14 protein-coding genes are annotated in these 14,037 nt (G+C 39.0%); 5 read left to right on the forward strand and 9 right to left on the reverse strand.

All coding sequences use genetic code 11. The features are described from left to right. Positions 1–57 precede the first annotated feature (57 nt). Positions 58–4,254, reverse strand: coding sequence for a 5'-nucleotidase C-terminal domain-containing protein (locus tag BMX63_RS11165; RefSeq protein ID WP_093135544.1), 4,197 nt, complete (start codon positions 4,252–4,254; stop codon positions 58–60). A 288-nt stretch (positions 4,255–4,542) separates the two neighbouring features. Here BMX63_RS11165 and BMX63_RS11170 point away from each other — a divergent pair, with 288 nt between their 5' ends. After that, on the forward strand, positions 4,543–5,610 hold the full coding sequence (locus BMX63_RS11170; RefSeq protein WP_093135547.1) for an FUSC family protein: 1,068 nt from the start codon (positions 4,543–4,545) through the stop codon (positions 5,608–5,610). A gap of 88 nt (positions 5,611–5,698) precedes the next feature. Here the strand turns inward: BMX63_RS11170 and BMX63_RS11175 are convergent, their stop codons facing one another. The 6 genes from BMX63_RS11175 to mutY form a co-directional block, all read right to left on the reverse strand. Next, complete coding sequence (locus tag BMX63_RS11175; protein ID WP_093135906.1) at positions 5,699–5,851, reverse strand: PspC domain-containing protein; 153 nt, start codon at positions 5,849–5,851, stop codon at positions 5,699–5,701. Positions 5,852–5,865: 14 nt separating this feature from the next. After that, positions 5,866–6,063 carry a hypothetical protein gene (locus BMX63_RS11180; protein ID WP_093135550.1) on the reverse strand — a complete coding sequence of 66 codons (198 nt, stop codon included), beginning with the start codon at positions 6,061–6,063 and terminating at the stop codon, positions 5,866–5,868. 329 nt (positions 6,064–6,392) lie between these two features. Further along, on the reverse strand, positions 6,393–8,159 hold the full coding sequence (locus BMX63_RS11185; protein ID WP_093135553.1) for an ABC transporter ATP-binding protein: 1,767 nt from the start codon (positions 8,157–8,159) through the stop codon (positions 6,393–6,395). A 155-nt stretch (positions 8,160–8,314) separates the two neighbouring features. Then, positions 8,315–8,845: a nucleoside tri-diphosphate phosphatase gene (ntdP, locus tag BMX63_RS11190; RefSeq protein ID WP_093135555.1), complete on the reverse strand. Its 531-nt coding sequence runs from the start codon at positions 8,843–8,845 to the stop codon at positions 8,315–8,317. A 182-nt stretch (positions 8,846–9,027) separates the two neighbouring features. After that, positions 9,028–9,210: a gamma-type small acid-soluble spore protein gene (locus tag BMX63_RS11195; protein ID WP_093135558.1), complete on the reverse strand. Its 183-nt coding sequence runs from the start codon at positions 9,208–9,210 to the stop codon at positions 9,028–9,030. Between the two features lie 153 nt (positions 9,211–9,363). Next, positions 9,364–10,437 carry an A/G-specific adenine glycosylase gene (gene mutY, locus BMX63_RS11200; protein WP_093135560.1) on the reverse strand — a complete coding sequence of 358 codons (1,074 nt, stop codon included), beginning with the start codon at positions 10,435–10,437 and terminating at the stop codon, positions 9,364–9,366. 206 nt (positions 10,438–10,643) lie between these two features. Here mutY and BMX63_RS11205 point away from each other — a divergent pair, with 206 nt between their 5' ends. The 3 genes from BMX63_RS11205 (at position 10,644) to BMX63_RS11215 (ending at position 12,067) form a co-directional block, all read left to right on the forward strand. After that, positions 10,644–11,627 (forward strand): metal-dependent hydrolase, encoded by a 984-nt coding sequence (locus tag BMX63_RS11205; RefSeq protein ID WP_093135563.1) that lies wholly within the window; start codon positions 10,644–10,646, stop codon positions 11,625–11,627. Between the two features lie 126 nt (positions 11,628–11,753). Further along, positions 11,754–11,915, forward strand: a complete 162-nt coding sequence (gene sspK / locus BMX63_RS11210; protein WP_093135566.1) for a small acid-soluble spore protein K — start codon at positions 11,754–11,756, stop codon at positions 11,913–11,915. 2 nt (positions 11,916–11,917) lie between these two features. Further along, a complete protein-coding gene (locus BMX63_RS11215; protein WP_093135568.1) occupies positions 11,918–12,067 on the forward strand; it encodes a YpzG family protein in 150 nt (49 codons plus the stop codon). Positions 12,068–12,178: 111 nt separating this feature from the next. Here BMX63_RS11215 and BMX63_RS11220 read toward each other — a convergent pair whose 3' ends face one another. Continuing rightward, positions 12,179–12,529: a YfhH family protein gene (locus BMX63_RS11220; protein WP_093135571.1), complete on the reverse strand. Its 351-nt coding sequence runs from the start codon at positions 12,527–12,529 to the stop codon at positions 12,179–12,181. Between the two features lie 17 nt (positions 12,530–12,546). Then, on the reverse strand, positions 12,547–13,368 hold the full coding sequence (recX, locus tag BMX63_RS11225; RefSeq protein WP_093135574.1) for a recombination regulator RecX: 822 nt from the start codon (positions 13,366–13,368) through the stop codon (positions 12,547–12,549). A 179-nt stretch (positions 13,369–13,547) separates the two neighbouring features. Between recX and BMX63_RS11230 the strand changes: the two genes are divergently transcribed. Next, the gene (locus BMX63_RS11230; RefSeq protein ID WP_093135576.1) at positions 13,548–13,673 is read left to right on the forward strand and encodes a YfhE family protein; all 126 of its coding nucleotides are present in this window, start codon (positions 13,548–13,550) and stop codon (positions 13,671–13,673) included. Positions 13,674–14,037: the final 364 nt, after the last annotated feature.

The following is a 14,037-nucleotide window of genomic DNA, read 5'->3' on the forward strand; positions in this document are numbered from 1 at the left end:
CCCTTCAATAAAAATATAAAAAATGCATGCAGGCTCATCACCCACATGCATTACACCTTAGAACAACTTATTCAATTCATGCTCAATCTTTCTAAGCTCTGTCTCACGATTTCCTTTACCTTGTTCTATTTTGCTTAAGGATTTGGAAATATGGTGCACAGCTGACTTAATATGCTGTTTGGTATTTCCTTTCGTTTCAACGACTTCTGTTAGTTGCGCTTGCAATAAGTCCTTAACTGTATCTAATCCCAGTACTCGGGTTGACTCAAGCAATGTGTTGGTCGCATCACTAACTGGACCTTCTTCATTAACAAAAGCAAGCTTGGTTACATCACCAGCTTTACGCAGAATCACTTGATGCTCTCCAGAACTATACGTCACAACGCCTACTAATCTTTTATAAGTTTGACCTTCCTCTAATAGATTAGTTGGATCTGCTATTACGACTTCACCTGAAGCATCCTCTGCCAAATATTCATTTTGCTCATTTGCAGAACTTGTTGTCACATATTCTAATTCTACCAGTTGTCCCTCTACATCTTCGTTTATCTCGACTGCCTGAATGGATTTCGCCCCAGGTTCACCAGCGTCTTCCTCTATCACCTCTACATCTTCTGTTACGACTTGAAGCAGTCCGTCATAATAACTGGTTACCCCTTGAGCCTGAATTTTATCGCCGACTTCCGCTGTTAAATCAGAGGAGCGAATCACGATGCCGCCCGTTTCGTCCTGAATGTAATAATGATTTCCATCCACATAAGTTACAATACCTTCCAGGATGACACCCGCTCCTATATCAGCAGCACGTGCCTCAGCAATCGTAACATCCTGATAATCAATAGCACTACCTTCTGTGATTCTTCCTTCTCCATCTGGTTGATATTCTAATGGATTTTCCTCTGTTGTATTTAAGTTCTTCATAAAATCTACTGTCGCATCAACATCTATTGACCCCATTTCCGGATTTTGACCGAGCTCGCCAATTGGACGATACTTTTCGCCTTCAGATGTACCCATATAATTATTGACCGTTAACGTATAGGTTTTGTCTTCATCTATTGGGGTTCCATCCGGTAAGGTAATCGTAACGACTTCAGCTGTTTCCGGATCCCAGGTATAATGAAATCCACTGATACTGTAATCTGGACCATACTGAGGGGATAGCTGTGCATTGAGGATTGGATAAAGATCCTCACCCTTAACCTCAAACTTCATGAGTACATTACCAAATGGCTGAATGTTAAATAAATCACCCCAGGTCACTTCACCTGCCAGTAAATTATCACGAATTCCACCACCATTCATCATGGCAAAATCACTATCCATGGCCCATTTCATACCATCAGCCAGGAGGTTTCCTAATCCATGGTCACCGTCATTAGAATAATCACCGGTTAAATCCTGAGCATTATAGCCAACAACTTCATTCATTTTTTCTTCAATAAGTGCGGTATATTTGTCCAGAATCCCTTTCACTTCCGTATCAGGCTCAGCCTGACTTTGATCGATATATACAATTTCTGCTTCTTTTTGTACGATGTCTCCTGATTCTGTATCAATTTCAAGGTCGATATCTGCCATAGCTTTTCCATATTCATAAGCCTGTACGATGAGCTTATCATCTACTACACCATTTACCACTTGGTGGTTATGAGCGGCAAAAATAATATCTACTTCATCATCAATCGATCTGGCTAAGTCAGCTACTGCTCCAGTTGCTGAGGCATCACCTGATTGCGATCCAGGAACATGGGACAGGACCACAATGGATTCGATTCCTTGTGATTTTAGTTCATCTACTGCCTGATCAACAGCCTCTTGTTCATCTGTAAACTCCATATTTTGAATTCCATCTGGCATAACCATTTCAGGTGTTTCTTGTGTGGTTACCCCAATGAATCCAATTTCCTGACCTGATACTTCCTTAACGGCGTATGGTGGTATAATTGTTTCTCCTGTGTTTTTATCAACACAATTCGCACAAAGAACATCAAAGTTCATACCATCGTAATTTTCTGTTCCTTCAGGGTGTTCTCCTCCATTGACCATTCGCAGCAATTCTTCTGTACCTTCGTCAAACTCATGGTTGCCGACTGTTCCCACATCAAACCCAATTTCCTCCATAATTTCAACAGTCGGTTCGTCCTGGTAAAGGGCAGATACTGGAGAACTTGCCCCAATCATATCACCGGCATGTACCTTTAATGTATTCGGATTATCCTGCTCTCGGTTTTCAAAATAACTGGCTACATAATCCATGCGGCCAAATGTACCATCTATTTGGCCATCGCTATCAATATCCAGTTCATATTCCTGATCAATTTTCCCATGTAAATCATTTAAACCTAAAAGCTGAACAGAAACGGTATCACCTGGCTCGCCCGGATCCTCTCCACCTGTTTCATCGCCTGCTGGAGTATAACCTGCATCTTGTGCTTCACCTTCACTCCAGAAGAAAACCCGCTTATGAACAGGGACCTCTTCAAATTCTGTTGGCTCAACATACTCCATGGTATCTGAGTTCCCAACATATTTATTAAAATCTCCACCTTCTAAAATCGCACGATATTCAAATGGCTGCTCAATTAATGGATTGTCAGGATTCCAAATGCCTTTACCCTGCTCCTTCGCTTCCTTCACTGCTGTCTGATACGTCTCATATTGAGCATCCTCACCAAATGGCCAGATAAAGTATGTCGTAGCATAGCCTTCCTGAACCATTTCAAGGTTGGTATTTACCCCATCTTTATTTATGACCTGAGCCAATAAGCGTCCATAATCATCAGTAGGTTCATCACCAATTCTTAAAGTCACTTCATCCCCTGGCTGAAGCAAGGTCTGCAAATGCGATTTTGCTGCTTCTCCATGCTCATCCTGATTTTCGCCGTGTGCACCATTACTTGAGCCCATATCCGTTTCTGGTGTATCAATGTTGACAAAGCGTACACGGTCAGAGCCCAGTACAGGTGTTTCCAAACGAATAGTATCTCCGTCTGTAACGGATTCAACAGTAGAGGTATATTCACCGGCTGCAGATGGTGGGTCTGGTTGTTCATCCGCTAACGTTATATCGCTCGCTTCTGCTGGAATCAACTGATAGGTATTGTATTGGCTTAAAATCGCTGTAATATCATACCATTTTCCTTCTTCCAATGTGGATACATCAAACGCATCCTCCATCACCCTTAACGTTGTACCATTAAATTCTTCATCAATAAGCGAAATATTATATCCTCCCCCTGCTGGACTGGAAGGGATTGAGGAAATATAGCCATTTACTTGAACACGGGATCCTTCAAGTGGCTCAGCAATTCCCTCATCCTGCATTCCGGCTAACGTAATCTCTTGAAGAGCTGGAAGGGAATTGTTTTCACTTAAAACTTCCACAGAATCACTGTTATTTGGCACCACTTCAAGCAAGCCATTGTACTCATCTAAAACGCCAGTTACCTGAACACGCTCCCCTTTTTCCAGTGTTGGATAGCTTGTTGCTTCAAAATCAAACACATTAATCCCGGCTGTTTCATCCTGTATGTATGTGGATAGATTTCCACCGCCAATAGCAGCATTGTCCGCAGTCACAACACCTTCAACAGTAACTTCAGTGCCTATGCCTAAGTTTCGTGCTTCTTCAATCGTTACAGGGTCACTTGGGTCACCTGGCTCTTCAGGATCAGTTGGTGATCCATTATGGCTTCCTAAATATTCAAATGTGTCTTTCTCATGGGAATTCCATTCTGTTTCTGTATATGTGAGGGTTCCTGATGTAATAGAGGCTTTTCGTACAAGAGTGACATCTTTCGCATAGTCCCCATCTTGTCCAATGGTACCTAAGACGTCAATTTGGCTGTCATTTTTTGTTAAAGCGAAGGCATCATTTCCATTAAAATTAACAACACCGCCATGAGTCTCATCTGCTATGTTCAAAATATCTGATGCTGCACTTGGATGAGCAACTACATAAACATCTCCAGCAGAAAGACTGCCGGATAAAGCTAAAGTCTGCGTAGCCGTTTCGGCCCCATTACTGTAAAGCTTTAGCGTATATTGAGATAGGTCAACGGCTTGTCCTGTACCATTATAAATTTCAACCGCTTTATTATAGGATCCTCCTTCCACATACTCTGAAATAAATAAATCCGCTGGTTCACTTTCTGCACTCACCGTACCTTCAAACAATGTAAAAAGATTAGGAAATACTAACGTCCATACAATGAGTACATTAAAGAGCTTGTTCGACACAAATTTCTTCATGATTCCCCTCCTATTTTAAAATAACCATCATTCACTTTCATATTAGATAACTAATGAACCCAGGTCAACCTAATGTTCGTTAATTAGGTGTAAATATTCAATTAATTCTATGTAAATAAGATTTAATTCGACATTTTTCATACTATATTACTATATATTTTTATTATCGTTCGTTATTTAATAGAAAATATAGTTGTTCAAAAAAGATTTACCAAAAAACGTTTTATTCTGATCAAAATGCGCTATAATACATCTTTGAATAAAAGTATTTAAGGAAGGAATGGAAAGATGAAATTTGGTGCAAGAGTTTTAAAGACCGGATTAGCCGTCTCCATAGCGATGTATGCTGCTTTAATGTTTGACTTCACCTCTGCTATTTTTGCCGGTATTGCAGCTGTATTCTCCATTCAGCCTTCCATTTATCGTTCGTATCAGTATGTCTTACAGCAGATTGAAGCCAATCTTTTAGGAGCTGTCATTGCAATCATTATGGTCACCGTGATTGGGAATGATCCAATGATTATTGGCTTTACCATCATTTTAGTTATGACCATTTGTATGGGATTCCAGATGAAGCAGGAAATTATTATGCTTGCCGTGGTTTCTGTTATTGCGATAATGGAAAGCACCGATATGCCCTTTGTGGAATTCGCTGGTACCAGAGTATCATCAGTCTTTATCGGAATTTTTGCTGCTTTTCTTGTGAATCTTATCTTTTTACCACCAAAATATGAAACGAGATTATTTAGGCAGATTGAACAAACATCTAATGAGACTTTACAGTGGATTCGTCTTTCATCCAGGCATTTATCAGACCAGCCTGCTTTAAAGGATGAAATAGAGAAGCTAATTGAGGATATAACGAAGCTCGATCATATCTACTTATTATTTTCAGAGGAACGCATGTATTCGCGAAAAAGCAGATACACCAGAGCAAGAAAGCTTGTGTTATTTCGACAGTTGATTCATACAAGTAAAAAGTCTTTGGAAGTTTTACGCACCCTTCAGCGCTATGACAAGACCCTTGGGCATTTAACTCCTGATTTAAAGGGGAGAATCGTAAACGAAATAGATTATCTGATTCACACACATGAAAAACTCGTTATGATGTGCATGGGGAAAATTCGGGAAGATACTGAAAAGGAAGATCAATTCGATGAAGATCATGATATCTCAGCTCTTTTAGAGGATGTTATTGAACATACAAAGGTTAATCGTGATGCGTGGCAGTTTCTTCCACTGGCCGGAAATTTAATGGATTATGAAAACCAGTTGGAGCATTTAAAAAGACTTCTGGGGAGCTATCAGCAATTTCATAAGCAGGAGACGATTAAAACAGAAAGTCATGATTTGTAATAGAGATTGAGCATTAAATTGTTGGAGCACAGTTTGATGCTCTTTCATTATGGATGGAATAGCCCACAAACTTAACAAGAGCTTTACGTCATAATGTTGGACCTTGATCAGGAATGATATTGGTAAGGATGATATAGATAAGCCAATTAGCAGGTATGAAAATAAATAAGAGCCTAACTGCTAAAGAAGAAATGCCAAAAGACTCAGCGATACCCCCTTTACATATAAAAAAATAATAAATTTACTATTAACCACTCATTTTGTTCTCTTTTTATCATTTCTCCATTTATAATACTGAATAATTTCGGCAATGACTAAACCTGCCGTTATCCAAAGTAAAATGACATGATCACCTTCTATGTCTGAAAAGATAAACGCTGCTAAGAAACCAATCCCAACAGCCAATAATGTCCTCATTATATCTTTAAATCGATAATTAAAATAATCCTTCACAAAATAACTCCTTTCTTACTGGAGGTAATAAATAGGTAACTACAGAATTTCCTATACTAAAATCCTAATTAATATTTTTTAAAATATTAATTAAATCATTTAATTTTTCGTTTAAGTTATATTGTAATAAATCTAGTTATATGATTCTACATAATATGGAAATTTGATAATAAAAATTCGATAACTAAAATCCTTCCCTACTACCTATATGAACCTATCATTTAAAAGACTGATAGCACCCATTCAGTCGATTTGGCAAGGAAGACAGTGAATAAAAAAATCCATGCTGCATATTTCGGCAACACGGATTATTTTTTTTGTAATAGCATTTAAATGGTACTTGGCTCGATTTGGTCCAAATGCTGAACCTGGAATAAATCATAATAATGGCCTTTTTTCTTCATTAATTCCTCATGACTACCCATTTCTTTAATCTGTCCATCTTCAACGAGGACGATCCGGTCGGCGTGAGTGATTGTCGCAAGTCGATGGGCGACGATAAAGGTGGTGCGGTCATGGGCTAGTTTTTCCAGTGCTTCTTGGATTAAGTGTTCGCTTTCTAAATCCAAAGCAGACGTTGCCTCATCCAGGATAAGAAGAGGTGGGTTTTTCAGAAATACTCTAGCAATAGCCACACGCTGCTTTTGACCGCCTGATAATTTAACGCCTCGCTCACCAACTAAGGTATCATAACCATCCGAGAGATCCATGATAAACTCATGAGCGTTGGCTGCTTTTGCCGCAGCAATCACTTCTTCATCTGTCGCGTCTGGTTTACCCATGCGGATATTCATCACTACCGAATCACTAAAAAGAATATTATCCTGAAGAACCATTCCGATATTGTCGCGAACCGATCTTACTTCATAATTACGAATGTCTTGGTCATCCAATAAAATTCGTCCCTCCGTCACATCATAAAAACGCGGGATTAAGCTAACTAGCGTCGATTTCCCTCCACCACTCATACCGACAAAAGCGATAGTTTCACCTTCTTTTACATCAAGGGAAATGTTTTGTAATACCTTTGCTTCTTCCTCATCATACCGGAAGGAAACGTCATCAAATTGCACTCTTCCGTTTACCTTCTCTAATTTTTTCGCGTCCTTTTTGTCTAGAATGTCATATTTTTCATCTAGAAATTCAAATACCCTATCCATGGATGCAAGGGCTTGGGTTAGGATAGTTGCAGAGTTTACCAGGCGTCGTAATGGATTATAAACACGATCCATATAACCGACAAAAGCCACCATTGTACCAATCGATAGTCCCCAGCTAATAACCAGATAACCGCCGAGTCCCACAACTAACAAAGGGGCTAAGTCCGTGATCGTATGCGTAACGGTATAAGCCTTGGCATTCCACGAAGTATGGTCTAAAGATTTATTTAAGTGTTTGTAATTTTTTTCATCAAATTGCTTTTGTTCATAATCCTCTAAGGCAAAGCTCCTTATCACCGGCATGCCCTGCACTCTTTCATGTAAATGTCCCTGAACCTCCGCCAGCGCCTGTGATCTCTCACGGGTCAGTCTTCGCAAGCGGGAATAAAAATATTTGACCGAAACCCCAAACAGTGGGAAAAGAATGATTGAAATAAGGGTTAGCCAGACGTCCAAGGTAAACATAATCGACACAGCTATAGCAATCGTCATCATATCGAGCCAGATGTTCATTAGCCCGGTGATGACGAACTGCTTGGTTTGCTCCACATCATAAATGACACGTGAGATGATTTCGCCGGTTTTTGATTGCGAATAAAAGCGCAGACTTAATTTTTGAATATGATCAAATAACCGGTCCCGAATGTCATATAAAATTTTACTCCCAATCCACTGCGCTAAATATTGACGGAAATATTCAATCGGTGGGCGCACAATTAAAAAGATAAAGAAAGCAAGGCCCATGACAAGCAATAACTGATCAATTTTTTCAGCTTGCGACAGGGCTTCAGCACCAATCACATCATCAATAACATATTTTATAATCAATGGTAATAAGAGCGGTATGCCAAACTTCAAAATCCCTATAAAAATGGTTAAAAGCAATCGCCATTTATAGGGCTTTACAAATTGCAAGTAACGTCTAATAATTCCCAAAATTGCTCACTCCTATGTGCATAGCCTTTGTTTGTATAGCAATAATATGATAAGAATTTTGTTTGAACGAATTTTAATCCCAAAACATGAAGGAAAGCCTGCTGAAGACTCAGGCAGGCCTTTAAAAAGATGTTGTTAATATAACGTATTTTTTCTTATGTTAAATATGTTAAAAAGCGCTCGTACCATTGGTCGATGAACTCGGGTGAAAATGGACCCTTACGCTGACGAATCCAGCGCTGCAAAATTCCGACCTGATTTTGTATAATGGAATCTATAACTTGCGGATAGTTCATTTCTTTTTTATGCTGCTCATACTCATCCTCATCAAGTAAGGTAAATGTCATATCTGGGAAAACCTTAATATCCAAGTCATAATCAATGTATTTTAATGCCTCTTCATCATAAGCAAACGGGGAGCCTAAATTACAATAATAATAAAGACCACCTGTACGAATCATCCCAATTACATTAAACCAATACTTAGCATGAAAATAACAAATGGCCGGTTCTCTTGTTATCCACGTTCTCCCATCGCTTTCCGTTACCAACGTCCGATCATTGCCACCAATCAATACATTATGATTCGCCTTTAACACCGTTGTTTTATCCCATACACGGTGTAATTGACCATTATGTTTATAACTTTGAATTTCAATTTTCTGACCTGGCTCGGGAATTATCATACAATCTCCCTTTCCATACACATCACATGTCCATCTTTCATCTATTATACCCATTAATAAAAGGAAATGAAAACAGAACACACTTTAGCTCTTTAAAGCATGTGGGGACAGTCCCCAAAAAAGAGCACCCCAGCTTCATCATGCTGGGGTGCTCTCTTAAATGTCTCAACTGAGGTTGGGGGTTACTTTTTCTTTTGTTGAGACTTTTGGTTTTGTTGTTTCACACGTTGTACATCAGTTTCAGAAGCGAATTCAGCACCAAATTGTTGTTGTCCCTGTTGTTGTTGGCCTTGTGCAGCTTGTTGGTTTTGTTGTTTTACATGCTGCACATTAGTGCCAGATTGGGTTTTCTTGTTGTTTGCCATTTGATATCACCTCCGCATTACTTAATGTGTCCATATCCTTTTTCAATATCCCGTTTCTCATCTACCAAATAATACCACAAATGAATGAAATCCCTTTTCCAGAGGCAAAATAAATATATAAAAATCCGCTCACTATATGTTGAGCGGATTTCCTTAAATCAATTGGATAATTTTTTGATGCGAAACAGGGAAAGGAAGCTTAATTAGCTCTCCATAATCCAAAAAGATTCCTTTATCTGATACTACGTGTCCACCTTTAACCGTGGCGGAGTATACCTCTAGCTGCCAAACCAGATGAGAAAAGACATGTTTAATATTGGTCACTTTTTTATCAAGTTCAAGCTCAAGACCATATTCATTACGAAACCATTGAATGAGGTTTTTAAAATCCATTTCATCCAAAGGAATCATCGGAAATTGCCAAAGGTTAGCCAAAAGCCCTTTTTCCGGTCTTTTTTGCACAAGAATCTCTCCATTATCATTTCTAATCATTAGGACAGCATAGCGCTTTGTTTTCTGGGCTTTGCTGGTTGATTTAATTGGCAATGTTTGCTGTAGATCATGTTTATAAGCCTGACAGTGAACTTGAAGGGGACACTCGTGACAAACCGGATTTTTCGGTTTACACACTAACGCTCCTAACTCCATTAAACCTTGATTAAAGGAAGAAGGATCATGCTGGGAAATGATTTCTGTAATAATGCCCTCAAAGATTTTTCGCGTTTTTGCTTTTGCGATATCTTCTTCTATACGTAAAATCCGAGAGATAACACGCATAACATTTCCGTCTACAGCAGGTATCGGCTCTTGAAAAGCAATACTTAAAATGGCACCTTTTGTATAGGGACCAACACCTTTTAATTTTCCTAGTTCTTTCGGGTTATCAGGGACTTTCCCGTTATACTCTTCTACAACTTCTCGTACAGCTGTTTGAAGATTGCGTGCACGGGAATAATATCCTAAGCCCTCCCAAACTTTAAGTACGTCTTGCTCATCAGCTTTTGCTAAAGCTTCTGGTGTTGGAAATTTTTCCATAAAACGATGATAATACGGAATAACCGTATCTACCTTGGTTTGCTGAAGCATAATTTCAGAAACCCACACATGATAAGGAGTGGGATCATGTCTCCAGGGTAGATTGCGATGGACTTCCTTAAACCATTGTATTAAATCCGTTTTAAAGGCTTGTATATCCAGTTCTTCCAGATGGGATTGATAATCGTACATAGTTTCTCCTTCCTTACTGTCAAAACAAAGGCACATTTAGTTTAGTTAGTTGCTCTCCCTATCGCAGTTGAATGAAACATGCGCTCTTGTGCAAGCAACACGCCTAAGCTTACGTGCAAGAGTCTACGTGTAGTTTAGCTGCTTTTATAGGGGTTATCAGGACATTTTCAGTAACAGCCTAACAAAATTTTTGAAGGGATGATACGATGGATACAGCAACACACATCACGATGGGGATTGCTCTTGGGGGACTGGCTACTCTTGATCCAGTGGTTCAACAGGATTCAGCCGTATTTCAACCCCTAATGATTGGAACCCTTTTAGGATCCAATGCACCTGATTTTGATACAATCCTAAAATTTAGAAACAACGCCCTTTATATCCGAAACCATCGGGGTATTACCCATTCCATACCAGCCGTTATGGCCTGGGGAACGGCCATTTCAGCTGCTATCCATACATTTGTACCCCAAACACCTTTTTGGCATTTATTTTTCTGGACACTGTTAGCTGTTATATTTCATGTATTTGTTGATATTTTTAATGCGTATGGAACCCAGGCAGCCCGTCCTTTTAACCAAAATTGGATTGCCCTTGGCTGGATTAATACCTTTGACCCGTATATTTTTGCACTCCATATAGTCGGTATTATTGCCTGGCTGTTTTTTAATGCAGATCCTGGATTTACGTTTCTTATTCTCTATTTTGTTTTATTTTTGTATTATGTGAAAAGATATTTTGACAAACAGGATATTATTAAGAAAATTCATCAGCAGCAGGAGGATGTCCAACGAATAGTCACATCACCAACAATCAAGCATAACACTTGGAAGATTGCCATAACTGCGAATGACCATTTTTATGTTGCCCGTTCTGAAAATGGAGAGATCAGAATAGTAGACACATTCAAACGAAAAGAACTTCCTGATCATCCAGCCATGAAAAAGGCACTGCAAGACCGCAATGTTAAAGCTTTTATATCTTTTTCGCCGGTATACCGCTGGGAAATTGAAAAATTAGACCGCTATACAGAAGTCCGTTTTATTGATTTACGTTATCGATCTAAAGGCCATTATCCGTTTGTAGCCGTTGTTAAGCTCGATTACGATTATAACATTAAAACTTCTTATACGGGCTGGATTTATTCTGAAGAAAAACTACAAAAAAAGCTCCATCCCGCCCCTAATTAAATAACGCCAATAATATAGGGATTGCATCATTTTACCTTGCCTTAGAACACATACATTTGGGCAAATAACAAACGCTATAAAAGCACGTTTTCTGCGTGCAATTTAACCAAAAAAGGAGTAACGCAAATGGTCCGGAATAAAGCAAAAGATTTCCCTGTCCAGCGTTACGAAGAAAAGCCACATGCAAAAGCAAAATTCTCTTCTAAGCGGGCTAACGGAACGATAAACACAAACCCTCAGGAGAGAATGGCAAAATCATCTCAACAAAATGAAAATGAGGTGGAGTAAGCATGGGTTTTAAAGAGCAAAAGCACTTAAAGAACACACCGTTCCAATCACCACGCGCGAATGTCAAGCATGCCAGTAACCAGGTGAATGGAGAAACAAGAAAAACCCAATCAGAAATCATCACTGAAGTACAAATGAACAAACGCGCGTAAAGTGGTGCCTGTCACCACCCGGATTTTGTCGAAAAAACCTGGCATCTGCAAATGGTGTCAGGTTTTTCTGTCGACAAAGTTCGCGCTTTTTCGGGTGGTGACAGGCACCTCCTACTTCTCCGGAGGTATGTAATTTCCAAGCATGGAAATTGGCAGTGCTTCTTGTTCTGTATCTATCGCAATTGGGTTGCCTTCTTTATCTACACGTTTTCCCCAGGCAAAGATTCCGTTCCTGTAATCAATTTTGAAATAATGATTAGGTGTATTTTCAATTTCGTAAATATCCCCTGATTCATAAGCGGAAGGATCCATCATATATGCTTTTGCCATCATCATTTTGCGTTCATAAACGGCATACTCATTAATCATTCCTAACTGTTCAGCCTTTTGTGCTTTTTCCGTAAGTTTTGCAATTTCCTCACGCAGCTGTTCGACTGTCATATCACTGTATCTGGTTTCCATTATTTCATCTCCCTTTATTACGCTTCAGAATCAACGTGTTCATCAAGAAAGGCATCAATTTTGTCCATTTCAAAACCTTTTCGATATAAACCTGCTTTAATTTTCTGTTTAAGCTCAAAACCCTCTGCTTTACGCTGATATTTTCCAAGTAGCTTTAACCCTTGATGAATAACAGCTTCCTGTTCAGCTTCATGATCACGATAATTATCCTTTGCTTCCTGTAACATATCACGAATGACTTCTGAAGAGAACCCCTTTTGAACCAGGGTAGCCTGGACAGACTGAATTTGCTGTTGAAAAGATTTTTTTGTACTGGAGCTAAGCTTTTTATCAACAACTTTTTTCACTTTTTCCCTTTGTTTTTCCGGGGTAAATACTGAAATGGCCTCTTCTGCTATGGAAGCAGTGATTCCTTTTTCCATTAGCTCCTTCTTTAATAACAAAGGACCTTTACTCGAAGTATTCATTCTTGACCGAACAAACGTATAGGCAAACTCGCGATCATCCACATATCCTTCCTGCTTAAGCTTATGGATAACTTGTTGAATTTGCTCCACTTCTGCCTCTTTTTTTCGCAAATAGTCGGTTAATTCTTTTTCCGAGCGTATGCGATAGCTTAATAAATTGATGGCCATGCCATAAAATTTATGAATTTCGTCCTGAGCTTTCAAAGACTCCATAGTTGCCTGATCAAGCTCCATGCCTTTCCGCAGACCATATTTAACCAGTATATCCTCATCCACACTAAATGCGTAATGTTCGCCTTTCCCTTCATCTATAAAAATATTGAATCGATTTTTTCTTTTCTTTTGTGTTGTAATTTTGGAGATTTTAGCCAAAGCATATTCCCCCTCTACCGCTATTATAACATACCGTAATCAGCAAAAAGTATAGAGACAGAAGCATATCGGGCAATGCTTTAGACCGTTAAAGTGTATGAAGCTATACATATACACCCACGTTTTGGGCATGTTAGGAAAGAAAGGAAAAATTCATCTAAAAAGGCTGGTGGGTTTACATGGCTAAGCAGAGGAAAACACATGACGAGAAGAGATTTAATCTGTCTAAGACACAACAAGTATTGTATCAGCACGAATTTAAAAAGGCTGATAAGGTATTTAATCAGAGTAGAACCAAATCTTAGTTAAGAGTTGTTGATAAAAGTTATTCACAAAGCTGTGCACAATGTGAATAATTCAAATGAATGCGATGATAATCACATACCACTTGTGAACAAAAAAGTGTGTACAACTGGCATCGTTTCTGTGGATAATGTGTATAAGTATTGAATTTATTATGTATAAAGCATAGAATATGTGGACAATAATGTTAATAAGTGATTGTCAATGCTCTATGTTTTGCCGAGTCTCTCGGCAAGAGATTCCTCCCCTTTAACCATATAGTCCCCATTGACAATCATTGACTCGATTTTGCGGCTGGTTATTCAGCCGCTTTTTTTGTTCTTCTTTAGAGCTTCATGTTTCCCGGACTCTACTTGAACCTATATA

The organism is Salinibacillus kushneri, from assembly GCF_900111405.1.
Taxonomy (GTDB): Bacteria; Bacillota; Bacilli; order Bacillales; family Alkalibacillaceae; genus Salinibacillus; species Salinibacillus kushneri.

Coding starts and splice junctions, on each gene's coding strand:
- BMX63_RS11165 (WP_093135544.1), bottom strand. CDS start 4,254: ATGAAGAAATTTGTGTCGAACAAGCTCTTTAATGTACTCATTGTATGG.
- BMX63_RS11170 (WP_093135547.1), top strand. CDS start 4,543: ATGAAATTTGGTGCAAGAGTTTTAAAGACCGGATTAGCCGTCTCCATA.
- ntdP (WP_093135555.1), bottom strand. CDS start 8,845: ATGATAATTCCCGAGCCAGGTCAGAAAATTGAAATTCAAAGTTATAAA.
- BMX63_RS11195 (WP_093135558.1), bottom strand. CDS start 9,210: ATGGCAAACAACAAGAAAACCCAATCTGGCACTAATGTGCAGCATGTA.
- mutY (WP_093135560.1), bottom strand. CDS start 10,437: ATGTACGATTATCAATCCCATCTGGAAGAACTGGATATACAAGCCTTT.
- BMX63_RS11205 (WP_093135563.1), top strand. CDS start 10,644: ATGGATACAGCAACACACATCACGATGGGGATTGCTCTTGGGGGACTG.
- sspK (WP_093135566.1), top strand. CDS start 11,754: ATGGTCCGGAATAAAGCAAAAGATTTCCCTGTCCAGCGTTACGAAGAA.
- BMX63_RS11215 (WP_093135568.1), top strand. CDS start 11,918: ATGGGTTTTAAAGAGCAAAAGCACTTAAAGAACACACCGTTCCAATCA.
- BMX63_RS11220 (WP_093135571.1), bottom strand. CDS start 12,529: ATGGAAACCAGATACAGTGATATGACAGTCGAACAGCTGCGTGAGGAA.
- BMX63_RS11230 (WP_093135576.1), top strand. CDS start 13,548: ATGGCTAAGCAGAGGAAAACACATGACGAGAAGAGATTTAATCTGTCT.